General features: G+C 61.3%; 9 protein-coding genes. 6 read left to right on the top strand and 3 right to left on the bottom strand.

What is annotated here, in order from left to right:
- Positions 1-584: 584 nt before the first annotated feature.
- Positions 585-1,295, bottom strand: coding sequence for a GntR family transcriptional regulator (locus AB4N73_RS22490; RefSeq protein WP_056786898.1), 711 nt, complete (start codon positions 1,293-1,295; stop codon positions 585-587).
- 196 nt (positions 1,296-1,491) lie between these two features.
- Here AB4N73_RS22490 and lapG point away from each other — a divergent pair, with 196 nt between their 5' ends.
- Both lapG and lapD read left to right on the top strand, forming a co-directional pair.
- Positions 1,492-2,184 (top strand): cysteine protease LapG, encoded by a 693-nt coding sequence (lapG, locus tag AB4N73_RS22495; protein WP_056786901.1) that lies wholly within the window; start codon positions 1,492-1,494, stop codon positions 2,182-2,184.
- Positions 2,185-2,198: 14 nt separating this feature from the next.
- Positions 2,199-4,145: a cyclic di-GMP receptor LapD gene (gene lapD / locus AB4N73_RS22500; protein ID WP_056786903.1), complete on the top strand. Its 1,947-nt coding sequence runs from the start codon at positions 2,199-2,201 to the stop codon at positions 4,143-4,145.
- A 209-nt stretch (positions 4,146-4,354) separates the two neighbouring features.
- On the opposite strand, the gene AB4N73_RS22505 is transcribed toward lapD, so the two are convergent.
- Positions 4,355-4,693: a hypothetical protein gene (locus tag AB4N73_RS22505; RefSeq protein WP_016772279.1), complete on the bottom strand. Its 339-nt coding sequence runs from the start codon at positions 4,691-4,693 to the stop codon at positions 4,355-4,357.
- Between the two features lie 149 nt (positions 4,694-4,842).
- Complete coding sequence (locus AB4N73_RS22510) at positions 4,843-19,881, bottom strand: retention module-containing protein (protein WP_460142562.1); 15,039 nt, start codon at positions 19,879-19,881, stop codon at positions 4,843-4,845.
- Between the two features lie 361 nt (positions 19,882-20,242).
- On the opposite strand from AB4N73_RS22510, the gene AB4N73_RS22515 reads away from it, so the two are divergent.
- The 4 genes from AB4N73_RS22515 to AB4N73_RS22530 all read left to right on the top strand — a co-directional run bounded on the left by AB4N73_RS22515 (position 20,243) and on the right by AB4N73_RS22530 (position 26,372).
- Positions 20,243-21,595, top strand: a complete 1,353-nt coding sequence (locus tag AB4N73_RS22515) for a TolC family outer membrane protein (protein WP_460142563.1) — start codon at positions 20,243-20,245, stop codon at positions 21,593-21,595.
- A 33-nt stretch (positions 21,596-21,628) separates the two neighbouring features.
- Positions 21,629-23,785 carry a type I secretion system permease/ATPase gene (locus AB4N73_RS22520; RefSeq protein ID WP_051600365.1) on the top strand — a complete coding sequence of 719 codons (2,157 nt, stop codon included), beginning with the start codon at positions 21,629-21,631 and terminating at the stop codon, positions 23,783-23,785.
- Positions 23,775-25,142, top strand: a complete 1,368-nt coding sequence (locus tag AB4N73_RS22525; RefSeq protein WP_024011116.1) for an HlyD family type I secretion periplasmic adaptor subunit — start codon at positions 23,775-23,777, stop codon at positions 25,140-25,142. Before AB4N73_RS22520 ends, AB4N73_RS22525 begins: the two co-directional genes overlap by 11 nt.
- 333 nt (positions 25,143-25,475) lie before the next feature.
- The gene (locus AB4N73_RS22530) at positions 25,476-26,372 is read left to right on the top strand and encodes a TauD/TfdA dioxygenase family protein (RefSeq protein WP_130928977.1); all 897 of its coding nucleotides are present in this window, start codon (positions 25,476-25,478) and stop codon (positions 26,370-26,372) included.
- The last annotated feature ends 4 nt before the right edge of the window (positions 26,373-26,376 follow it).

The following is a 26,376-nucleotide window of genomic DNA, read 5'->3' on the forward strand; positions in this document are numbered from 1 at the left end:
GCGCCACGGTTGCTACATCTGCTGCGTAAGGTATGCCGCGCTGAACGGCGACGTTCAAACCTGGCGAGAGAAAAACTAATACAGGGCAAATGCATTTAACAAGTTTATTTTTAATTATTTTAAGTTGGCTGTTTTTTGAATATGAGAGTGGCCGATAAAACTTTCGGATCAAGTTTTATTTGGGCGTAGTTACTCCTTTCGGCTAATAACGGCCAAAATCGATAACAAGAGTGAATGCCTCACTCGAAGCAACTTTTTAAACAAGGGAAGTTTATGAATTCAAAGGGGGCGAAAGTTGGCCGGGACCGGCGCCATGACTTCCTGTTTCCCGTGACAAGGCTCCTTCCGTAGGTTCCTGTTGCGGGGACTGTGCCGTCAGGGCGGCGCGTCCCCGTTCTGTAGGGGTGGCGCTGGAAGAGTGCGGGTAAATTGCCGTCAGGGCTATTACCGATTGGTCATCGGCGGGCAGCGGAAACGCGTCGGCAGGGTCGGGGCGGTCGCCAGCGGGCACGCCGATCCGCTGCCAGACCCGGCAGCAGAGCGGTCGCGAAGATTTGTAAGGGGATTATTCGACGTACGAGATATCAGCGTGCGGTGTGGCGCTTCTGTGCGGCGGGAGTCGCGAGGTAGCGGGTGATGACCTCGACGCCACGGTTGAGGTGCTGCTCCAGCATTTCGAGCGAGCGCGGGATGTCCCGCTCGATCACGGCCTGGAGCATGGCGCGATGGTCATCCTGGGACAGCTTGCCCAGGCCCATGGCTTCCAGATTGAAACGCAGAAAACGTTCTTCTTCATTCAGACCGTCTTCCACCAGACGCAGCAGTCGCTGATTGGGCGCCTTGCTGTACAGGGCCATGTGGAACAGACGGTTGAGGCGGCCGATCTCGTTGTAGTCGTGCTGCGCTTCCAGTTCTTCGATGTAGCCGGCGGCGAGTTGATGCTCGGCCTCAGTCAGCAGCGGAATGGACTGCCGCAATGCCTCCGATTCGAGCAAAATGCGCAACTCGTAGGTTTCAGCGGCATCGCCCTGGATCAGTGGCGCGACTACGGCGCCTTTGTGCGTGGTGACGCTGAGCAGCTCTTGCGCTTCGAGCTGACGCAAGGCTTCGCGCACCGGCATGCGGCTGACCCCGAACAGATCGGCCAGATCCTGCTGGCGCAGCGCAGTGCCACAGGGCAGGCGGCCATCGAGAATGGCCGAGCGCAGGGTCTCTTCAATCACCGACCGGGCCAGATGCGCAGGAATCGGTCCTTCGACTTTGATGCTGTGCAGCGGTTTGGGCTTCTGAGTCACGACAACACACCCTGTAGGTCGCAATATTTGGATCCAAATGACACTAGTGATTGCTCTACAGGTTGTCAAACCTTGTAAAACGTTGCGCGGCAATCTCAAGTCTAGCGGGTCTTCGATGATCTCACGGTGCCATTGTTTTTTGCCGGGCTAAGCTTCACCATCAAACGCCTCCTTTTTACCCATCTGGAAACCTGCAGTGGCGGTACGTTTCGCGATCCCTCGGACCTTGCGCTGGCTTGGCTGCGCATTGCTGCTGGCCGGTGTCATGCTGGGCGGTCTGCACGCCGATTGGGATTTTTCCGCGATCAGCCGCAAGGCCACTGCTCTTTATGGGCCACTGGGCGCCGGGCAGCAGCGCATCGATGCCTGGCAGAATCTGCTGGCGACGCAGAAGCAGGCCAGTGAGATGGACAAGCTCAAAGTGGTGAACCTGTTCTTCAACAAGCAGGTGCGTTACGTCGAAGACATCGATCTGTGGCGCGAAGTGGATTACTGGGAAACCCCGATCGAAGCGCTGTGGAAGGGCGCCGGCGACTGCGAAGACTACGCCATCGCCAAGTATTTCAGCCTGCGCCATCTCGGCGTTTCCAGTGACAAGCTGCGCATCACCTACGTCAAGGCGCTGCGGCAGAACCGCGCGCACATGGTGTTGACGTACTATGCGACCCCCGATGCCATGCCGCTGGTGCTCGACAGCCTGATCGATCCGATCCAGCCGGCGGCGCAGCGAACCGATTTGCTGCCGGTCTACTCTTTCAATGCCGAAGGCCTGTATTTGCCCGGCGCCAAGGGCAACAAAAAGGTCGGCGACACCAAACGCCTGTCACGCTGGCAGGATGTGCTGAAAAAAATGCAGGCCGAAGGTTTCCCGGTCGAGACGACTAACTAGGAGCACGCGCTCAGATGTCTTTGTTCAAACAGCTGTTGATCGCTATCTGTCTGTTCCTGGTCGTGGCCTTCACCGGCAGCTTCATGGTCAGCCTGGAGAGCTCGCGCACCCAGTACGTCAACCAGTTGCGCTCCCACGCACAGGACGCGGCGACGGCGCTGGCGTTGTCGCTGACGCCGAATATCGACGACCCGGCGATGGTCGAGTTGCTGGTCAGTTCGATTTTCGACAGCGGTTATTACGCGAGCATCCGCGTGGTCGACGTGAAGACCGAGCAGACCATTGTCGAGCGTAGCGGTACCCCGGCGGTGAGCAACGTGCCGGACTGGTTCGTCAAATTGATCGGCCTCGAACCGGCTGGTGGCGATGCACTGGTCAGTCGTGGCTGGGAGCAGGCGGCGCGGGTCGAGGTGGTCAGCCATCCGATGTTCGCCGTGGCCAAGCTGTGGCAGAGCGCACTGGGCAGCCTTGGCTGGTTGCTGATCTGCGGCGCATTGAGTGCGGTGCTCGGCGCGCTGTTGCTGCGTCGGCAGTTGAAGCCGCTCGATTACATGGTCCAGCAGTCCCATGCGATTGCCCGCCGCGAATTTCTCAGCCTGCCGGATCTGCCGCGCACGCCTGAATTGCGTCGCGTGGTGCAGGCGATGAATCAGATGGTCGAGAAGCTCAAGACATTGTTCCAGGAGCAGGCCGAGCGCAGTGAAAAACTGCGTACCGAGTCCTATCAGGACAACCTCACCGGCCTGGCCAACCGTCGTTATTTCGAGATGCAACTGAACAACCGTGTGAGCAACCCGGAGCAGGCCAGTTCCGGTTATTTGCTGCTGTTGCGGGTCAAGGATCTGGCCGGGCTCAACCAGCGTCTCGGCGGCCAGCGTACCGACCAATTGCTCAAGGCTGTCGGTGAGCAACTGACCCGCGAGTGCGCCAGATATCCACAAACCCAGGACTTGGTCACGCGCATTCGCGGCGGTGAATTCGCCGTGCTGGCGCCGGGGCTGGTGCGTGAGGAAGCGCTGCAGTTGGCGCAGAATCTCGACAATGCCCTGAGCAGCCTGCATGCCACTGGCGCGACCGATGTGCCGGCGGTGGCTTCGATCGGGCTGGCGCCCTTCGCTCACGGCGACTCCCCGCAAGCGGTGCTGACACTGGGCGATCAGGCGCTCGCGCAGGCCGAAGGGCAGGGCGAGCAGAATTGGGCGTGTATCGATCAGAGTCTGGTGGCGGAGGTCGGTGATGACCATCACGCTTGGCATCGACTGCTGGATCAGGCCTTGAGTCAGCAGCGTTTCGAGTTGTATTTCCAGCCGGTGGTCGCCGCGCAGGACACGCAACTGGTGCTGCATTACAAGGTCCTGTCGCGCCTGCTCGACGAGCAGGGCCAGACCATTCCCGCCGGGCGCTTCCTGCCGTGGCTGGAGCGCTTCGGCTGGACCGCGCGGCTCGATCGGCTGATGCTCGAACGCGTGCTCGAGCAGATGAAGGGGCACGAGGATTCGCTGGCGCTGAACCTGTCCTCGGCGACCCTGGCTGACCCGCAGGCGCTGAACAAGGTCTTCGAGATTCTGCGCGCGCATTCCAATCTCGGCGCGCGTCTTACTCTGGAAATCGGCGAGGAGCAATTGCCTGAACAGGCCGTGCTGGAGCAGTTGACCCGACGCCTGCGCGAGCTCGGTTTCTCGCTGAGTCTGCAGCGCTTCGGCGGGCGCTTCAGCATGATCGGCAACCTGGCGCGGTTGGGTCTGGCGTACTTGAAGATCGATGGCAGCTACATTCGGGCGATCGATCAGGAGAGCGACAAGCGCCTGTTCATCGAAGCGATCCAGCGCGCAGCGCACAGCATCGATCTGCCGCTGATTGCCGAGCGGGTCGAGACTGAAGGGGAGTTGTCAGTGATTCGCGAGATGGGCTTGTATGGCGTGCAGGGGCAGTTGCTCGGTGAGCCGAAGCCTTGGGGGTGAGCCAATAAGCGCCCTCACCCTAACCCTCTCCCAGAGGGAGAGGGGACTGACCGTGGGATATTTACGAGATACGCCGACGTGCAAGAGCTCCACTGAATCCAAAATCGACTCGATCGCTCAGGTCGATGGATAGCGCAAGACACCTCGATCGGCCCCCTCTCCCTCAGGGAGAGGGCTGGGGTGAGGGTAAGCTTTGGATCCTGGGAGGATCAGATCAACCCACCCTCATCCTCATCGATCAACTGGCTCAACCCGCCCAGCGCTTCACGTGCCTGGGTACGATCCATCAGTTTGGCCTGGGCCGCCGCTGGCAGGTCAGTGACGCGGATCACGCCTTTCTGGGTCAGCACCTGAATCAGGTCGTCGAGTACCCGAATCATTTCAAAGTCGCTCTGCTTGAGCTGTTTGAGGCTGTTTTCCACGGCTTCGTTGGCGTACCACGCCTGAATCTCATGGTTATCGGCGGGCAGCGTTTCCGTGGCCTCGGCGTACGCCGCAGCTTCCACGCGAATCAACTGGCCTTGCGCATCGCGTTGCACGTAAAACATTGAGCATCCCTCACAAATGAACAGCGTCATGCTGTCAGCAGCATAGCCAACTGCGCGCCAGTATGCGGGGCGCCGATCAAATCGTCACCGCTACATTGCCCGCAAACGCGACGGCCGCCTCACAAGAGGCGGCCGTTGTTGTTTCAGCCTCAGCTGTTGTTGTGATCGACCTTGATGGTCGGATCGCTGCCGGCAATCAGGTTGTGCAGGTTGGCGCTCGCCCAATTGTTGCCTTCCAGTTTGATCGTCACGTCCGGCGTGGCCGCAGCGGCATCGCCCGAGTTGAATTTGCCCGCCGAGCTGACTTGCAGCGACGACGTGCCATCCACCGTGGTGATCTTCAGGAAGTTGTCGATCGTGCTGCCGGTCTCGCCCTGCAACAGGTCGCGCAGGTCGATGCGGTCGCCTTCGCTGGCTTTGAAATCCTTGATCACGTCGTTACCGGTGTCGCCCGATTTCCAGACGAAGGTGTCGCCACCGGAACCGCCGATGAGGATGTCGTTGCCCTGACCGCCGATCAGCGTGTCGTTGCCGGTGCCGCCGAGCAGGATGTCATTGCCTTTGCCGCCGTCGAGCAGGTCGGTGCCGCCCGAGCCGAACAGGATGTCATTGCCCGCGCCACCGAGCAGCGTGTCGTTGCCATCGTGCGCGCCGGATACATCGAACGCCTGATAGTGCTCGGTGATGTACTGGTGCACGTTGCTGGTGCTGACTTTGCTGACGTCGACGCCGGTCTCTTTGGCAACGAACGCCTGCATCGCCTGGTAACCCTCGCCGGCAATGCCGTTGAAGCTGACCAGATCGCCGAACAGGATGTCGTTGCCTTCGCCACCGTTGACGGTGTCGTTACCCGGCATCGTCGCTTCGGTATGGCCGATGATCGAGTTGGCCAGGTCCTTCGGATCAATGTTGGTTTGCGGCGTTTTGTCCGAGTCGTACGGCTTGAGGTCGTTGAGGCTGACGTCGTTGTTCAGACCAATGGCTTCGACGCTCGACAACCCGCTCAACAAGGCAAAGCCGCTGGTCGAATTGCTGGTCGTCGACGAGTTGGTGCTGTTGCCGGTACCCGCGAGGTTCGACAACTCATAAGTACCGTCGCCCTGCGCATGAATCGTGCCCAGGGTTTCGCTGCTCCAGCCCCACCACGAGTTGTAGGTTTGCAGCACAACGCTGCCAGCACTGTTGATGGTCAGGTAGTGCGAGTTGTCGATGTAGGTGCTGAACGTGTCGCCCTGCTTGTAGTTGCTGGCGTTCACCACGCTGTCGAGTTTCACGTTGCCATACAGCGTCGGGTTGGTCTGCTCGCCGGTCTGGTAGTAAGTCGGCTGGCCATCGGTGATGAAGTACGTGAGGTTCTTCGCCCCTGTGTTGGCGACCGCATCGGCGCTCTGGAACCAGTTGGCCGTGGTCTTGAACACGTCCTCGTAGTTGGTACCGCCGCCAGAGCCCATCGAGTTGAGTACGGCTTTGAGCATCGTCAGCGCGTTCGGGTCGTTGAGATTCACAGACACCGACTTGTTGACCTGGGTATCGAAGTCCACCAGGAAGATGTTCACCGTGCCCGAGTTGCTGCCGCCCAGGCTTTGCTTGAGGCTGTTGAACACCGAGGTCAGCGAGTCTTTCGCGGCGTTCAGCGACGAAGTGCTCATGCTGCCCGAGCTGTCGACCATGAACGCAATGTTGTAGTTGGTGCCCGGCACCACGGTCAGGCCGCCGATGTCAGCGACGATGATGTCGTTGGCGTCGGTGCCGATGACGTTGTCATCACCCGAGGTGGCGGTGACCGCGTTGTACACCGCAGGCACTACCGTGACCGGAATGGTCGCGGTGCTGCTCGCGGAGCCACCGACCTGTTCGGTGGACGTCGAGGTCACGGTCAGGTTGAACTGGCCGTTGTAGTAGGTCGGCGGAGTCACGGTCAGAGAGCCGAGGTTCCAGCCGGTGACGTTGGCTTCGCCATTGCTCGCGGTAACGGTGAAGGTATGCCCCGCGCCATCGCTGAGCACCGAACCGACCGGTGCGCCGCTGATCTTCACGCTCAGGGTTTCCGAGCCGTCGGTGTCGGTCAGCGCGGTGCTGATTGCCGACAGTTTCACCGTGGTGCCTTCAGCGCCGGTGTTGAGCTTGTAGCCGTCGTAATAACCTTCGCCGTTGGTGCCGTGCAGATCGGAGACGGTCACGCCCGAGTTGATCAGATCCTGCACACCGGTGTAGATCGGCACGCCGGCGTTGCTCAGATCGATTGGCGTGCCGCCGTTGACCGACAGGTTGACGTCGTAGCTGCCCGGGCCGCTCTGATTGTGGTGGTAGATGTCGAGCGTGTAGTAACCGCTGGTGGTCGGGGTGAACGAGCCGTTGATCGCACCGCCCGCGCCCCAGGTACCCGACGCCACGTTCTTGCCGCCGATGGTGATCAGCAGGCTGTCATCGGCCACGCCGCTGAAGCTGTAGGTCTTGCCGGCTTCCAGGTAGATCAGGCCCGAGGTCTTCGACGCCGTACCGGCGGCGACACTGCCGTCAGACTGCACGTTGGTGACGTTGGCGCTGGAGTTCGGTTTGCCGGCCGCATCGATGACGTTTTTCAGGGTGGTCGAGTTAGCGCCGCTGCCGTCAGTGCCCAGCCCCGAGAGACCGGTCCAGACTTCCTTGATCAGGCCAGTGGATTTCACGCTGTTGTCAGCCACGGCTACGGTCGGCGCATCCGCCACTGGCGTGATGTCGATCTTCACCGTGCCGGTGCTGCCCAGCGTCTGGCCATCGGTAGGCTGGAACTTGATCTGTGCGTAGTCCGCCTGATTGTTGCCCAGACCTGTGCCGCCGTAACCGTTGGTGCCCGACTCGTTGGCATCCGGCAGGAAGCGCAGCTTGCCGGCATCGATGTCGGCCTTGCTGAAGGTCTGGTTATTGGCAACATCCTTCCAGGTCGAGCCGTCCAAATACTGCAGTTTGCCCTCGCCCGGCAGCTGCGTGATCTTGATACCAAGGCTGCTCGCCGGGCTGTCGACATCGCTGACGCCAAAGGTCGACCAGCCGAGTACCAGCGGCGTGTCTTCGGTGCCGGTGACATTGCTCGGCGCAGCGACCGGTGCATCGTTGACCGCCACCACGTTGACTGTGGTCGTCGCCGTGTTCGAGTAGTTGCCGCCATCGGTCACCGTCACGGTGATGACGCGCGGCACGGTGCTCGGGTTTTCGCTGCTGTTGGTGAAGCTGATGTTCTTGATGGCCTGCATGTAGTCGGCCAGGGTCGCGTTACCCGAGAGGGTCAGGGTCACCGTGCCGTTGGTGCTGTTGGCATTGATGGTGATGCCGTTGACGCTATTGCCCAGATTCAGCGCATCGCCGTCCTGACGGTTGGTCAGTACCACAGTGGCGCCGGTCAGCATCGTGCTGTCCGGGTCGGTGATGCTGATGTCGGTGTCAGCGATCGACACGCCGGCGCCCGGGGTGTTCTCGGTGAACGTCACTTTGTAATCGGCACCGGTCGCACCGCTGGAGTTGTTGGCATCCAGATCCAGCACCGGTGGCGCATCGTTGTCGATGATCGAGGTGCTGACGCTGCCATTGGTGCTGCTGACCGCGAGGTTCTCGAAGTTGCCGCCGGTAGCCGAATCGATCTTGACCACGAAGTTCTCGGTGCCTTCGGTGATCTTGTCATCGAGGGTGACGACGTTGAACTGCGCGCTGCTGGCGCCCGCCGGGATCTTCACGGTGTACACGCCGGTGAAGTCCGAACCGTCGGCAGCAGTGCCGCTGTAGACGATTTTCAGGGTCACTTCGGTCTGCGCCGGGTGATTGAGGCTGACGGTATAGCTGGCGGTCTGGCCTTCGGTCACCGAGCTGCTGCCAGTGATGCTGACGGTGGTGGTGTCGATGGTGTCGGTGACGCTGGTCACTGCTGGCGTGGTGCTCGATACCAGTTTTTCGAAGTTGCCACCGGTGGCGCTGCTGATGGTCGCCTGCACGGTGCCGGCGTCTTTGTAGACGTCGTCAGCTGGCGCTGGAACGTTCACGGTGCCGGTGGTTTCGCCCGCTTTGATGGTGATCACGGCACCGTTCGACAGGGTCACGGTCACTGGCGAGCCAGCGGCGTTGGTCAGGGTCGCGGTGTAAGTGATCTGGCCACCTTCAGCCACCGAACCGGTCGCCGACAGGGACAGGTTGGTGGTGTCGACGGTGTCGGTCACGGTGGTGCTGACCGGGGTCTTGTCGGCGACGAGGTTTTCGAAATTGCCGCCGCTGACGTTGGTAATCGAGTTGGTCAGCGGCGCGTTGCCGGTCAGCGCATCGTTCGGTGCGACGGCGGTTACGGTGCCGGTGGTCTGGCCGACGGCGATGGTGATGTTCTGGCCGTTGGCCAGAGTTACCACAACTGGCGAGCCGGTGACTGGCGCGCCGACGGTCGCGGTGTAGACGACGTTGCCGCCTTCTGCCGCTGTGGCGGTTGCGCTCAGTTTTACGGTGGTGGTATCGATGGTGTCGGTGACGCTGGTGACTGCTGGCGTGGTGCTCGGTACCAGGTTTTCGAAGTTGCCACCGGTAGCTTTGCTGATGGTCGCCTGCACGGAGCCGGCGTCTTTATAGACGTCATCGGAAGGTGCCGGAACGGTCACATTACCGCTGGTTTCGCCAGCCTTGATGGTGATCACAGCGCCATTCGACAGGGTCACGGTTACAGGCGAGCCTGCGGCGTTGGTCAGGGTCGCGGTGTACGTGATCTGGCCACCTTCGGCCACCGAGTTGGTGGCGCTCAAGGACAGATTGGTGGTGTCGACGGTGTCGGTCACGGTGGTGCTGACCGGGGTCTTGTCGGCGACGAGATTCTCGAAATTGCCGCCGCTGACGTTGGTGATCGCATTGGTGATCGGAGCGTTGCCAGTCAGCGCATCGTTCGGTGCGACGGCAGTTACGGTACCGGTGGTCTGTCCGACCGCGATAGTGATGTTCTGGCCGTTGGCCAGAGTGACCACCACTGGCGAACCTGTGACTGGCGCGCCGACGGTTGCGGTGTAGACGACGTTGCCGCCTTCGGCCGCCGTGGCGGTTGCGCTCAGTTTTACGGTGGTGGTGTCGATGGTGTCGGTGACGCTGGTCACTGCTGGCGTGGTGCTCGGTACCAGATTCTCGAAGTTGCCACCGGTAGCGCTAGTGATCGTTGCCTGGACGGAACCGGCGTCTTTGTAGACGTCATCGGACGGTGCAGGAACAGTTGCGGTGCCGGTGGTTTCGCCTGCTTTGATAGTGATCACGGCGCCGTTCGACAACGTGACTGTCACAGGTGAGCCAGCGGCGTTGGTCAGCGTAGCCGTGTAAACAATCGAACCACCTTCAGCCACGGAGCCGGTCGCACTCAGCGACAGGTTGGTGGTGTCGGTAACGTCCGTGACAGAAGTCGAAACTGGAGTTTTGTCCGCCACCAGATCTTCGAAATTGCCACCGGTCACGCCAGTGATCGAGTTGATGATCGGAGCATTACCAGCCAACGCATCGTTCGCAGCAACAGCGGTTGCGGTGCCAGTAGTCTGGCCGACGCCGATGGTGATGGTCTGACCATTGGCCAGAGTCACAACCACTGGCGAGCCGGTGACCGGAGCACCCACAGTGGCGGTGTAGGTGACCGTGCCGCCTTCAGCCACCGATGTATCGGCGGTCAGTTTGACTGTCGAGGTATCGATGGTGTCGGTGACTGTCGTCACGGCCGGAGCTGTGCTCGGTACCAGATTCTCGAAGTTGCCACCGGTAGCGCTGGTGATCGTCGCCTGCACAGAACCGGCGTCTTTGTAGACGTCGTCGGACGGGGCCGGAACGGTTGCGGTGCCGGTGGTTTCGCCAGCCTTGATGGTGATCACAGCGCCGTTCGACAAGGTCACGGTCACTGGCGAACCAGCGGCGTTGGTCAGGGTCGCGGTGTAGGTGATCTGGCCACCTTCGGCCACCGAGTTGGTGGCGCTCAAGGACAGATTGGTGGTGTCGACGGTGTCGGTCACGGTGGTGCTGACCGGGGTCTTGTCGGCAGCCAGATCTTCGAAATTGCCGCCGCTCACGCCAGTGATCGAGTTGGTGATCGGAGCGTTGCCGGTCAGCGCATCGTTCGCAGCAACAGCAGTTGCAGTGCCAGTAGTCTGGCCGACGCCGATGGTGATGGTCTGGCCGTTGGCCAGAGTCACAACCACTGGCGAGCCGGTGACCGGAGCGCCGACGGTGGCGGTGTAGGTCACGGTGCCGCCTTCAGCCACCGAAGTGTCGGCGGTCAGTTTGACGGTCGAGGTGTCGATGGTGTCGGTGACTGTCGTCACGGCCGGAGCTGTGCTCGGTACCAGATTCTCGAAGTTGCCACCGGTAGCGCTGGTGATCGTCGCCTGCACAGAGCCGGCATCTTTGTAGACGTCATCAGACGGTGCAGGAACCGTCGCAGTGCCGCTGGTTTCGCCAGCCTTGATGGTGATCACTGCGCCATTCGACAACGTCACGGTCATTGGTGAGCCAGCAGCATTGGTCAATGTCGCGGTGTAAGTGATCTGGCCACCTTCAGCCACCGAGTTGCTGGCGCTGAGCGACAGGTTGGTGGTGTCGGCAACATCCGTGACAGTGGTCGAAACCGGTGTTTTATCTGCAATCAGATCTTCGAAGTTGCCGCCGCTCACGCCAGTGATCGAGTTGGTGATCGGAGCATTACCGGCCAACGCATCGTTCGCAGCAACAGCAGTTGCAGTGCCAGTGGTCTGGCCGACGCCGATGGTGATGGTCTGGCCGTTGGCCAGAGTCACGACCACAGGCGAGCCAGTAACTGGTGCACCAACCGTGGCGGTGTAAGTCACGGTGCCGCCTTCGGCTACCGAAGTATCGGCGGTCAGTTTGACTGTCGAGGTATCGATGGTGTCGGTGACTGTCGTCACGGCCGGAGCTGTGCTCGGTACCAGATTCTCGAAGTTGCCACCGGTAGCGCTGGTGATCGTCGCCTGCACAGAACCGGCGTCTTTGTAGACGTCGTCGGACGGGGCCGGAACGGTTGCGGTGCCGGTGGTTTCGCCAGCCTTGATGGTGATCACGGCGCCGTTCGACAGGGTCATGGTCACTGGCGAGCCAGCGGCGTTGGTCAGGGTCGCGGTGTAGGTGATCTGGCCACCTTCGGCCACCGAGTTGGTGGCGCTCAAAGACAGATTGGTGGTGTCGACGGTGTCGGTCACGGTGGTGCTGACCGGGGTCTTGTCGGCGACGAGATTCTCGAAATTGCCGCCGCTGACGTTGGTGATGGCGTTGGTGATCGGGGCGTTGCCGGTCAGCGCATCGTTCGCAGCAACAGCGGTTGCAGTGCCAGTAGTCTGGCCGACACCGATGGTGATGGTCTGGCCGTTGGCCAGAGTTACCACAACTGGCGAGCCGGTGACCGGAGCGCCGACTGTGGCGGTGTAGGTCACGGTGCCGCCTTCAGCCACCGAAGTGTCGGCGGTCAGTTTGACTGTCGAGGTATCGATGGTGTCGGTGACAGCCGTCACGGCCGGAGCTGTGCTCGGTACCAGATTCTCGAAGTTGCCACCGGTAGCGCTAGTGATCGTTGCCTGGACGGAACCGGCATCTTTGTAGACGTCATCGGACGGTGCCGGAACGGTCACATTACCGCTGGTTTCGCCAGCCTTGATGGTGATCACAGCACCGTTCGACAGGGTCACGGTCACTGGCGAGCCAGCGGCGTTGGTCAGCGTAGCGGTGTAAACGATCGAGCCACCTTCGGCCACGGAACCGGTCGCACTCAGCGACAGGTTGGTGGTGTCGGTAACGTCCGTGACAGAAGTCGAAACTGGAGTTTTGTCTGCAACCAGATCTTCGAAATTGCCGCCAGTTACGCCTGTGATCGAGTTGGTGATCGGGGCGTTGCCGGTCAGCGCATCGTTCGCAGCAACAGCAGTTGCAGTGCCAGTAGTCTGGCCAATGCCGATGGTGATGGTCTGACCGTTGGCCAGAGTTACCACAACTGGCGAGCCGGTGACCGGAGCGCCGACTGTGGCGGTGTAAGTCACGGTGCCGCCTTCAGCGACCGAAGTATCGGCGGTCAGTTTGACGGTCGAGGTATCGATGGTGTCGGTGACTGTCGTCACGGCCGGAGCAGTGCTTGGTACCAGGTTTTCGAAGTTGCCGCCGGTGGCGCTGGTGATCGTCGCCTGGACGGAACCGGCGTCTTTGTAAACGTCATCGGACGGTGCCGCAACGGTCACATTGCCGGTGGTTTCGCCTGCTTTGATGGTGATGACAGCGCCGTTCGACAAGGTCACGGTCACTGGCGAGCCAGCGGCGTTGGTCAGCGTAGCGGTGTAAACGATCGAGCCACCTTCGGCCACGGAACCGGTCGCACTCAGCGACAGGTTGGTGGTGTCGGTAACGTCCGTGACAGAAGTTGAAACTGGAGTTTTGTCCGCCACCAGATCTTCGAAGTTGCCGCCGCTCACGCCAGTGATCGAGTTGGTGATCGGAGCATTACCGGCCAACGCATCGTTCGCAGCAACAGCAGTTGCAGTGCCAGTAGTCTGGCCAACGCCGATGGTGATGGTCTGGCCGTTGGCCAGAGTCACGACCACAGGCGAGCCGGTGACTGGCGCGCCAACGGTGGCGGTGTAAGTCACGGTGCCGCCTTCGGCTACCGAAGTATCGGCAGTCAGTTTGACGGTCGAAGTGTCGATGGTATCGGTGACATTGGTCACCGCTGGAACCGCGCTTGGCACCAGGTTCTCGAAGTTGCCGCCGGTCGCACCCTCGATGGTCACTTCGACTTTGCCGGCATCTTTATAGACGTCATCTTTAGGTGCGTCGACGGTCACGGTGCCGGTGGTTTTGCCTGCATCGATAGTGATGGTGGCGCCGTTCGACAGGGTCACGGTCACCGGTGTGCCGGCCGGGTTGGTCAGGGTTGCGGTGTAGGTGATCTGGCCGCCTTCGGCGACCGAGTCGCTGGCGCTCAGGTTCAGATTGGTGGTGTCGGTAGTGTCGGAAACCACGGTGTCTGCGGACTTGCCGTCGACCACCAGTTTTTCGTAATTGCCACCCGTGGCGTCATCAATGGTCACGCTCAACGAGCTGCCGCCCGCCAGCGGGCTGTTCGGCGCGACGTAGTTGACGCTGCCGGTGGTTTCGCCAACGGCGATGGTGATGGTCTGGCCGTTGGACAGGCTGACGGTGACCGGCGAACCGGTCACTGGCGCGCCCACCGTGGCGGTGTAGACCACGGTTTCGCCTTCAGCGACGTTCGCAGTGGCGCTCAGCGACACGGTGGTGGTGTCGATGGTGTCGTTGACCGTAGTCACCGCCGGCGCTGTGCTGGCGACGAGGTTTTCGAAGTTGCCGCCGGTTGCGCTCTGGATGGTCGCTTCAACGCTGCCGGCGTCTTTGTAGACGTCGTCTTTCGGTGCATCGACGGTCACGGTGCCGGTGGTTTTGCCGGCCTCGATGAGGATAGTCGCACCGTTCGACAGGGTCACGGTGACCGGTGTGCCGGCGGCGTTGCTCAAAGTCGCGGTGTAGGTAATCTGGCCGCCTTCGTTCACCGCGCCGGTCGCGCTGAGCGACAGGTTGGTGGTGTCGACGGTGTCGGTCACGGTGGTGCTGACCGGGGTCTGGTCGGCGACAAGATTTTCGAAATTACCGCCGCTGACGTTGGTGATCGAGTTGGTCAGCGGCGCGTGGCCGGCAAGGACGTCGTTCGGCGCGGTGGTGCTCACGCTGCCGCTGGTCTTGCCGACTTCGATAGTGATGTTCTGACCATTGGCCAGGGTGACGACCACAGGCGAACCGGTGACCGGCGCGCCGACGGTGGCGGTGTAGGTGACGGTGCCACCTTCGGCCGCGGTTTCGGTGGCGGTCAGCTTGACCGTCGAGGTGTCGACGGTGTCGGTGACATCAGTGACCGCTGGCGTGGTGCTTGGCACCAGGTTTTCGAAGTTGCCGCCGGTGGCGTCCTTGATCGTGACTTCAACTTTGCCAGCGTCTTTATAGACGTCGTCGGCAGGTGCCGGAACGGTGACGGTGCCGCTGGTTTTGCCGGCCTCGATGGTGATCACCGCGCCGTTGCTCAGATTCACGGTCACCGGGGTACCGGCCGGGTTGCTCAGGGTCGCGGTGTAGACAATCGAACCGCCCTCGGCCACGGAGCCGGTCGCGGACAGCGACAGGTTGGTGGTGTCGGCGACGTCGGTTACCGAGGTCACCGCCGGGGTTTGGTCGGCGACGAGATTTTCGTAATTGCCACCGCTGGCGCCGTCGATTTTCACGCTCAGAGTGTTGCCGCCGGCCTGTGCATCGTTTGGCGCGGTGAAGTTGACGCTGGCGCTGCTGGCGCCGACCGGAATGGTGATGGTCTGGCCGTTGGACAGGGTCACCAGCACTGGCGAACCGGCGACCGGGGCGGTCACGGACGCGGTGTATACAACCACGCCGCCTTCCACCGCGCTGGCGCTGGCGGTCAGCGCAACGGTGCTGTTGTCGATGGTGTCGGTGACATCAGTTACCGCAGGCGTCTTGTCGATCACCAGATTTTCAAAGTTGCCGCCGCTGGTCTTGGTGATGCTCGCATCGACCTTGCCGGCGTCCTTGTACACATCATCGCCAGGCGCGGCGACGGTCGCAGTGCCAGTGCTCGCACCCTTGGCAATGTTGATCACCGCGCCGTTGCTCAGGGTCACGCTCATGGCGGTGCCGGCCGGATTGCTCAGGGTGGCGGTGTAGACGATCGAGCCGCCCTCGGCAACGCTGCCGGTGGCGCTCAGGCTGATGTTGGTGGTGTCGACGGCGTCGGTGACTTTGGTCACCACAGCCGAACGGTCGGCCTCAACGCGCTCGAAATTGCCGCCGCTGTGGCTGGCGATCGCCGTCCGCACGTTGCTGCCATCGATGTACGGGGTGTTGGCGGGCGCCGGGAAATTCACCGAGCCGCTGGTAGCACCGGCAGCGATGTTGATCACCGCGCCGTTGGCCAGGGTAACGGTCATCGCAGTGCCGGCCGGATTGCTCAGGGTCGCGGTATAGGTGATCTGGCCACCTTCGCTGACGGTATCGCTGGCAGTCAGGGTCAGTGCGGTTGTGTCGACGGTGTCGTTGACCGTGGTGCTGACCGGGGTCTTGCTGACGTCGAGTTTCTCGAAGTTGCCGCCGCTGGCATCGGTCATGGTTACGGTGAGCTTGCTGACGTCCTTGTAGACGTCATCGCTCGGTGCGGCAATCGTCACCGAACCGCTGGTCTTGCCGGCTTCGATGGTGATGGTCTGGCCATTGCTCAGGTTGACGGTCACCGGCGTCTGCGCGGCGTTGGTCAGCGTTGCGGTGTAAGTGATCGTAGAGCCTTCGAGCACATAGCTTTCTGCGCTGAGGGTCAGGTGCGTGGTGTTGACCGTGTCGGCAACATTGGTCACCGCAGGCGTAGTATCCGGCACCAGATTTTCGAAGTTGCCACCGGTGGCGTCCTTGATGGTCACTTCGACTTTGCCGGCGTCTTTGTAGACGTCATCGGCAGGTGCCGGAACGGTCACGGTGCCGGTGGTCTTGCCGGCTTCAATGGTGATGACCGAGCCGTTGCTCAGATTCACGGTCACAGGCGCGCCGGCCGGGTTGCTCAGCGTCGCGGTGTAGGTGATCTGCCCGCCTTCGTTGACGTTGCCGGTGGCAGTCAGCGCGACGCTGGTGGTGTCGACGGTGTCGGTCACAGTGGTGCTGACCGGGGTCTTGTCGGCGACCAGATTCTCGTAGTTGCCACCGCTGACGTTGGTGATCGAGTTGGTCAGCGGTGCGTGACCGATCTGCACGTCATTCGATACCGGGGCGGTAACGCTGCCGGTGGTCTGGCCGACGGCGATGGTGATGTTCTGGCCGTTGGCCGGGGTCACGACAACTGGCGAGCCGGTGACGGGCGCGCCGACAGTGGCGGTGTAGGTGACGGTGCCGCCTTCAGCGACCGAGGTGTCGGCGGTCAATTTGACCGTCGAGGTATCGATGGTGTCGGTGACTTGAGTGACCGCTGGCGTGGTACTCGGAACGAGGTTCTCGAAGTCGCCGCCGGTGGCGCTGGTGATGGTGGCCTGCACGGAGCCGGCGTCTTTGTAGACGTCGTCGGACGGAGCCGGGAAGCTCACATTACCGCTGGTTTCGCCTGCCTTGATGGTGATGACGGCGCCGTTCGACAAGGTCACGGTCACTGGCGAGCCAGCAGCATTGGTCAAGGTTGCGGTGTAAGTGATCTGGCCGCCTTCCGCCACGGAAGCGGTCGCGCTCAGCGACAGATTGGTGGTGTCGGCCACGTCGGTGACGGTGGTCGAAACTGGAGTTTTGTCCGCCACCAGATCTTCGTAGTTGCCACCGCTTACGCCAGTGATCGAGTTGGTCAGCGGAGCGTTGCCGGTCAAGGCATCGTTCGGTGCGGTGTAGGTGATGGAGCCGGTGGTCTGGCCGACGGCGATGGTGATGTTCTGACCATTGGCCAACGTCACGACCACAGGCGAGCCGGTGACTGGCGCGCCGACGGTGGCGGTGTAAGTCACGGTGCCGCCTTCGGCAACCGAGGTGTCTGCGCTCAGCTTCACCGTCGAGGTATCGACGGTGTCAGTGATTTCGGTCACAGCCGGCGTAGTGTTCGGCACCAGATTTTCGAAGTTGCCGCCGGTGGCGTCCTTGATGCTGACTTCGACCTGGCCGGCGTCTTTGTAGACGTCATCGGCCGGCGCTGGAACGCTAACGGTGCCGGTGGTTTTGCCGGCATCAATGGTGATCACCGAGCCGTTGCTCAGGGTCACGGTTACCGGGGTGCCGGCCGGATTCGTCAGCGTGGCGGTGTAGGTGATCTGGCCACCCTCGGCCACGGAACCGGTGGCGCTGAGGCTCAGGCCAGTGTCATCCACCGAATCGGTAATCGTGGTGACCGCAGGCGTGTTGCTTGGCACCAGATTTTCGAAATTGCCACCGGTTGCACCAGTGATCGTGGTGCTGACGGTGCCGCCATTGTTGTAGACGTCGTTGGCTGCAGTCGGCACGTTGACGGTGCCCACGGTTTCGCCTGCCGCAATGGTGATGGTCGAACCGTTGGACAGGGTGACGGTAACCGGCGTCTGCGCCGGGTTGGTCAGTGTCGCGGTGTAAGTGATCTGACCGCCTTCAACGATATTGTTGGTCGCTGTCAGGGTCAGGCCAGTGTCATCCACCGAATCGGTGATGGTGGTGACCGCAGGCGTGTTGCTTGGCACCAGGTTTTCGAAGTTGCCACCGGTAGCGCCAGTGATCGTGGTGCTGACGGTGCTGCCATTGTTGTAGACGTCATTGGCCGCAGTCGGCACGTTGACGGTGCCAACGGTTTCGCCAGCCGCAATGGTGATGGTCGAACCGTTCGACAGAGTGACGGTTACCGGGGTTTGTGCCGGATTGGTCAGTGTCGCGGTGTAAGTGATCTGACCGCCTTCAACGATGTTATTGGTCGCAGTCAGGGTCAGGCCGGTGTTGTCGACCGAATCGGTGATCGTCGTGACCGCAGGCGTGTTGCTTGGGACCAGGTTTTCAAAGTTGCCGCCGGTAGCGCCAGTGATCGTGGTGCTGACGGTGCCGCCATTGTTGTAGACGTCGTTGACCGCAGTCGGCACGTTGACGGTGCCCACGGTTTCGCCTGCCGCAATGGTGATGGTCGAACCGTTGGACAGGGTGACGGTAACCGGCGTCTGCGCCGGGTTGGTCAGTGTCGCGGTGTAAGTGATCTGACCGCCTTCAACAATGTTGTTGGTCGCAGTCAGGGTCAGGCCGGTGTTGTCGACCGAATCTGTGATGGTGGTAACGGCTGGTGTGGTGTTCGGCACCAGGTTTTCGAAGTTGCCACCGGTAGCGCCAGTGATCGTGGTGCTGACGGTGCCGCCATTGTTGTAGACGTCGTTGGCCGCAGTCGGCACGTTGACGGTGCCCACGGTTTCGCCAGCAGCAATGGTGATGGTCGAACCGTTGGACAGAGTGACGGTTACCGGCGTCTGCGCTGGATTAGTCAGCGTCGCGGTGTAGGTGATCTGGCCGCCTTCGACGATGTTGTTGGTCGCGGTCAGCGTGAGGCCGGTGTTATCAACCGAGTCTGTGATGGTGGTAACGGCTGGTGTCGGGTTCGGCACCAGATTTTCGAAGTTGCCGCCGGTAGCCCCGGTGATCGTGGTCGTAACGGTGCTGCCATTGTTGTAAACGTCATTGGCTGGGGTCGGCACGTTGACGGTGCCAGTAGTCTGGCCAGCGCCAATGGTAATGGTCGAGCCATTCGACAGCGTAACGGTAACCGGAGTTTGCGCCGGGTTAGTCAGCGTCGCGGTGTAGGTAATCTGGCCGCCTTCGGTCACGCTCGAACCAGCCGTCAACGTGACGGTAGTGGTGTCGACGGTGTCGGTGACTTGCGTGGTCGCCGGGATAGTCGGCGGGGTCACGGTGATGCCGTTGCCGCCGCTGGTGCCAGTGACGGTCACGTCGATCTGGGTCGGATCGTTATATACCGTGTCGTTCGGCGCCAGCGGCACGTTGACGGTGCCGGTGGTGGCGCCGGCGGGAATGACGATGACTGCGCCGTTGGACAGGGTGATAGTCAGGTCGTTCAGCGGCGCCTGGGTCAGGGTCGCGGTGTACACCAGCACGCCGCCGGCTTCGGTGATGGTCGGCGTGGCGCTGAGGCTCAGGGTCGAGTCACGCAGTGCGTTGGTGGTGGTGTCGGTGGTCAGGCCGCCCGTGGTGTCCTGCGCGACTTGCCCGGCAGAATTGATGCCCGCCGTGGGGAAGCCAATGGTCGGATCGACGCGGCCAGCGGTGGCGTCGAGCATGACGAAGCTGTGACCACCACCGGCCGCACCGCCGGTACCTGCGGCGGTCGGGCCGGCCGCGGTGGACTCGAGTGCGGTGGTCGGGTCGACACCGGCGGCGATGGCTTGCTGCAGTTCTTCTACAGAAGGCGCGGCCTGCGCCGTGGCTTCGGCCAGGTCAGTGCTGGAGTCAGGCGAGCTGGCGCTCCACTGGGTGTCACGGCCCAGATCGAGCATGCGGCCATCGGCCAGTTCCAGCGACACCGCGCCGGACAGACCGGTATCGATCTGGTCGCCGACATACAGGCGATCGCCTTCAACGAGTACGCGACGCACGCCCTCTGGGGACACCACGAAAACCTGACCGACAATGCTTTTGACGACGGCAACAACACTGCTCATTGAAGACTCTCCGGGGTGTCACATTCAGTTGACTTCCATGGACCTGACGGGCGTCGGCGCCACTTCAGTCTGGACGTACTTTCTATAAATGGATAACTTATTGACGCTGTATTTCCGTCAATAATCTGGCTATAAATTATCGCGATTAACTTTATGCCAAACTATTGACCTTCTGGGAGCCATCCTAAACAATCGCCCCACTAATGTCACATTGATATTTCCGCGGCGACCTGTCCTTCAGCCTGTCATCCAGTTCCTGTTTTGAACTTTCCGACATACGGTCTTTCGGGTTGCCATCATCCGACGCAGCACCACGTTTCTGCTGTGATTCAAGACAAGAAGTTCCGGGAAAATTCCAACCATGCGTTCGCTTTTGCTCCTTGCCACTCCCTTCGCTCTCGCCGCCTCTTTTGTACAAGCACAATCCTTACCAGAAGCCATGCAACAGGCGCTGGATGTCCATCCGGAGATTCAGGCGGGGGTCAATAGTCGATTGGCGGCGGATTATCAGTTAAAGGCTGCGAAAGGGGGATACCTGCCCAAGGTCGATCTGCTGGGCGGTTATGGCCGTGAAGGCACTGACAGTGTGACCACGCGAGCGAACGGTGGAAGCAATCACTGGGAGACGTTGAACCGCAGCGAGTCAAGTTTACGTCTCTCGCAAATGGTTTTTGACGGTTTCGCGACGTCCAACGAAGTTGCGCGTCAACAAGCCAACGTCAGCTCCCGTGCTTACTCGCTGCTGGGCACTTCCGAGCGTACTGCACTGACCGTCGCCCAGGTGTATCTGGACGTGCTGACCCGTCGCGAATTCGTGCGTCTGGCCGAGGAGAACCTCAAGAGCCACCAGCGCATCTACGACCAGATCCAGTTGCGCACCCAGCGCGGCGTCGGCAGCGGTGCCGACCTTGATCAGGCCGAAGCGCGCATGGCCCAGGCCCGCAACAACCTGATCACCGAACAGACCAACCTCGCCGATGCGGAAACCAACTTCCTCAGCGCCGTCGGCCAGATGCCCGATCAGCTCGAGCGCCCGGCGCCGTTCATGGCGATGATGCCGGCCAACCTCAATGAAGCCCGCGCGCAAATGCTGGAAAACAGCCCGATCCTGCGTTCCGCCGAGTCGGACATCGCCGCTGCCGAGAAGCAGTTCGCCACCGCCAAATCGACCTTTTACCCGCGCTTCGACGCCGAACTGGGCCGTACCGCCGATAACGATATCGACGGCCAGAACGGCCACAACAATGAATGGCAGGCCATGCTGCGCATGCGCTTCAACCTGTATTCCGGTGGCAGCAACAAGGCTGATCTGGAGTCCAAGTCGTACCTGGCCAACCAGGCGCTGGACATCCGCAACAACGCCCTGCGTCAGTTGAACGAAGAGCTCGGCCTCGCCTGGAACGCGCTGAACAACGCCAACGCTCAGGTGCCGATCGCTCAGCAATACGTCGATCGCAGCACTTCGGTGCGTACTGCCTACCAGCGTCAATTCAGCCTCGGCGAACGCACCCTGCTGGATTTGCTCGACAGCGAAAACGAGCTGTTCACCGCCTCGCGGCGTCTGGCGGAAATCAAGAACATTCAGTTATTTACTCAGTATCGAATCAAGGCGACCATGGGCCAATTGCTCAAAAGCCAGGGAGTGGTCGCGCCGTTGGCATCCGTTGTGCAGAACGACGTGAAGCCCAAGGTCCAGCTGCCTGGGATGAACTGAGTTATCCCTTTCAACTGTTAAAGAGTGTCGAGCGTGGAATCAGAAGTCAGTCGAGTTCAACTCAGCCATGATCCACGCGCGTTGCATGACGATCCGTTGCTGGATGGTCTGCTCGCCCTGTGCATGCTGCACCAGAAGCCTGCCAGCGCGGCGATGCTGACCACCGGCCTGCCGCTGCCCAAACAACGTTTGAGTGTCGAGTTGCTGCCGCGCGCAGCGGCTCGCGCCGGGCTGCAGGGGCGGGTGTTGCAGCGCAAACTCGAAGAAATTCCGGCGATCGCCATGCCCGCGCTGTTGCTGCTCAAGGATGGCCGCAGCGCCGTTCTGCTCGGCTGGCAGGGCGACAATGAAGCACGAGTGCTGCTCAGCGAAAGCGATGGCGGCGAGTCTGTGGTCAGCCGCGAACTGCTGAGCGACGATTACACCGGCAAAGTGTTCTTCGCCCAGCCGCAGCACAAATTCGACGTCAACCACGGCACGCTGATCCCGCGTGCACGCTCCTGGTTTCGCGACACCCTCAAGCGTTCGCGCTGGCTGTACGCCGATGCGATCGCCGCCAGTTTTCTGATCAACATCATCGCCATGGCCGCGCCGCTGTTCGTGATGAACGTCTACGACCGCGTAGTGCCGAACCAGGCCGAAGCAACCCTGTGGGTGCTGGCGCTGGGCATCACCGGCGCTTACATCTTCGACTTGATCCTCAAGAGCCTGCGCAGCCTGTGCCTGGATCTGGCCGGGAAGAAAACCGACCTGATCATCTCCGCCACGCTGTTCGAGCGCATTGTCGGCATGGCGATGAAATACCGCCCGGCGCGGGTCGGCAGCTTTGCCCAGAACATCCATGAGTTTCAGAGCCTGCGCGACTTTCTCGCCTCGCTGACCCTGACCAGTCTGATCGACCTGCCGTTTACCATCCTGATTTTCATCGTCATCGCCATTCTCGGCGGGCATCTGGTGTGGATTCCGGTGCTGGCGTTCCCGATTGCCCTGTTGATCGGCTACGCCTTGCAGAAGCCGTTGATCGCGACCATGGAGCGCACCATGGCGCTGGGCGCCGAGCGCCAGTCAAGCCTGATCGAAACCCTCGCCGGCCTGGATGCGGTCAAGGTCAACAACGCTGAAAGCGAGCGCCAGTATCAGTGGGAGCAGACCATCGGCACCCTCAGCCGTCTCGAGCTGCGAGTGAAAATGCTCTCCGGTTTGGCGATGAACATCACCTTGCTGATCCAGCAACTGGCCGGGGTGATCATGATCGTCTTCGGCGTGTACCAGATCATCGCCGGCAACCTGAGCATGGGCGGGCTGATTGCCTGCTACATGCTCAGTGGTCGTGCGCTGAGCCCGCTGGCGTCGCTGTCCGGCCTGCTCACGCGCTATCAACAGGCGCGGGTGACCATGACTTCGGTCGACCAGATGATGGAACTGCCGCAGGAGCGCAATTTCGAAGAGCGCCCGCTGAGCCGCAAGGTTTTGCAGGGTGCGATCGAATGCCGTCAGCTCAGCTTCACCTACCCGGACCAGCAGAACCCGGCGCTGAAGAACATCAACCTGGTGATCCGTCCCGGCGAGAAGATCGGCATCATTGGCCGCAGCGGTTCGGGCAAGAGTTCGCTGGCGAAACTGCTGGTGGGCCTGTACCAACCGGACGACGGTGCCTTGCTGGTCGACGGCGTGGACATCCGTCAGATCGACGTCAGCGAACTGCGCTACAACATCGGTTACGTACCGCAGGACATCCAGCTGCTGTCCGGCACCCTGCGTGACAATCTGGTGTCCGGCGCGCGTTACGTCGAAGACGAGCTGGTGCTGCAAGCCGCCGAACTGGCCGGCGTCCATGAATTCGCTCGTCTGCACCCGCAAGGCTACGAGCTGCAAGTCGGCGAGCGCGGGCAGAACCTTTCCGGCGGCCAGCGGCAGAACGTCGCCCTGGCCCGGGCGCTGTTGCTCAATCCGCCGATTCTGCTGATGGATGAGCCAACCAGTGCGATGGACAACACCGGTGAAGAACGCCTCAAGCAACGCCTCGCAGCAGTGATTGAAAACAAGACCGTGGTGCTGGTCACGCACCGGGCATCGCTGTTGTCGCTGGTCGATCGCCTGCTGGTGATCGATCGCGGGCAGATTCTCGCCGACGGCCCGAAAGCCGCCGTGATGGAAGCGTTGAAGAAGGGGCAGATCAGTGTTGCTTAAGTCCGGTGTCAAGGAGTCGATCCGTCGCTACTTCAAGGGCTCTGCCTCGCTGCAGGGTCAGCCGCTGCCGGAGGTCAACAAGGCGCTGATCGAAGACGCCCCGCGCGTCGTGCGCCTGACCATCTGGGCGATCATCGGCTTCTTTGTGTTCCTCATGCTCTGGGCCAACTTCGCCGTAATCGACGAAGTGACCAAGGGCGACGGCAAGGCGATTCCGTCTTCCAAGATCCAGAAAATCCAGAACCTGGAGGGCGGTATCGTCTCCGAGCTGTTCGTCAAGGAAGGCCAGATCGTCGAGGCCGGCGCGCCGCTGATTCGTCTCGACGACACCCGATTTGCCTCCAACGTCGGCGAAACCGAGGCTGATCGCCTGTCGATGCTGCTGCGGGTCGAGCGTCTGAGCGCGGAAGTCGATGATCGTCCGCTGAATTTCCCCGAGGACGTACTCAAAGCCGTGCCGGGTCAGGCAAAAAGCGAAGAGTCGCTGTACATCAGCCGTCGTCAGCAACTGCACGACGAAATCGGCGGCCTGCAGGAGCAATTGATCCAGCGCCAGCAAGAGCTGCGTGAGTTCAGCTCCAAGCAGGCGCAGTACCGTCAGCAACTCGGCTTGCAGCGTCAGGAAATCAACATGTCCGAGCCGCTGGTGGCGCAGGGCGCGGTCTCGCCGGTGGAAGTGTTGCGCCTCAAGCGTGCCGAAGTGGAAACCCGTGGCCAGCTCGACGCGACCACGCTTGCCATCCCGCGCGCCGAATCGGCGATCAAGGAAGTGCAGCGCAAGATCGACGAGACCCGCGGCAAATTCCGCAGCGAAGCGCTGACCCAACTCAACGAAGCGCGCACCGATCTGAACAAGGCCCAGGCCACCGGCAAGGCGCTGGAAGACCGCGTCAGCCGTACGCTGGTTACCTCACCCGTGCGGGGTATCGTCAACAAGTTGCTGGTCAACACTATCGGCGGCGTGATCCAGCCGGGCAGCGACATGGTTGAAATCGTGCCGCTGGACGACACCCTGCTGGTCGAAGCCAAGATCCGCCCGCAGGACATCGCGTTCCTGCATCCGGGTCAGGAAGCGATCGTCAAATTCACCGCCTATGACTACACCATTTACGGCGGCCTGAAGGCACAGCTGGAGCAGATCGGTGCGGACACCATCACCGACGAAGACAAGAAAACCACCTACTACGTGATCAAGGTGCGTACCGAGCGCAGCCACTTGGGCACGGATGAAAAGCCTTTGCTGATCATTCCCGGGATGGTCGCTTCGGTGGATATCATCACTGGCAAGAAGTCGGTGTTGAGCTATTTGCTCAAGCCGATCATTCGGGCGCGGGCTGAGGCGTTGCACGAGCGCTAGATCTTCGGCGCTGGTGACGGCCTATTCGCGAGCAGGCTCGCTCCCACAGGAGATTGCATTCCAACTGTGGGAGCGAGCCTGCTCGCGAAGGCGTCCTCCGAAGCGCTACATATCCGTCGGTAAGTGACACAAATGGTCACCCACCCCCTCACCATTCGCCATATCGTTATTCATTAACGGTATTTAATTTCCAATTCTTATAGCTATAAAGTCACCGACCTGCGTACCTGCCGACCAATCGGCGCGCCGCACGACCTGAACCGACACGCAATCCAGCGTGAGTGTCTGATCGACGAGCGCGTCCACGAGCGCGCCGTGCGTGGGAGATGATTGATGTCCGCCGCTACTGCCACCGAAAGCGCCGCAACTGCCGCGCCGCAAATCTTCGAAATTCGCCCCTTCAGCGGCGCCGTCGGCGCCGAGATCGTTGGCCTCGACCTGCGCCGGCCGGTCAATGATCAGGACTTCGCGCGCATTCACCGCGCGCACCTGGATCACCACGTCGTGGTCTTTCGCGATCAGCAGATCACCCCGCAACAGCAAATCGATTTCAGCCGTCGCTTCGGCGTGTTGCAGATCCATGTGCTCAAGCAGTTCCTGCTGGCCAATCACCCGGAAATCCTCATCGTTTCCAACATTATCGAGAACGGCCAGAACATCGGTCTCGGTGACGCCGGCAAGTTCTGGCATTCCGATCTCTCCTATAAAGAGCTGCCAAGTCTCGGCTCGATGCTGCACGCCCAAGAGCTGCCCGCCGAGGGCGGCGACACGCTGTTCGCCGACATGCACAAAGCCTGGGACGACTTGCCCGCTGCCTTGCGCACTGCGGTCGAAGGACGTTCCGCTGCGCATTCCTATACCGCGCGCTACAGCGAAACCAAGTTCGAAGGTAACTGGCGCCCGACCCTGACCCCGGAACAACTGGCTCAGGTCGCCGAAGTGGTGCATCCGGTGGTGCGCACCCATCCGGAAAACGGCCGCAAGGCCTTGTTCGTCAGCGAAGGCTTTACCACGCGCATCGTCGGCTTGCCGGAAGACGAAAGTCGTCAGTTGCTCGGCGAACTCTTCGCTCACAGCGTGCTGCCGCAAAATATCTACCGCCATCAATGGGAGCCGCATGATCTGGTGTTCTGGGACAACCGCTCGCTGATCCACCTCGCCGCCGGCTGCCCTGCGCATCTGCGCCGCAAGTTGTATCGCACGACCATCCAGGGCGATGCGCCTTTCTGATTTG

It is taken from the genome of Pseudomonas sp. S3_B08 (assembly GCF_054667725.1).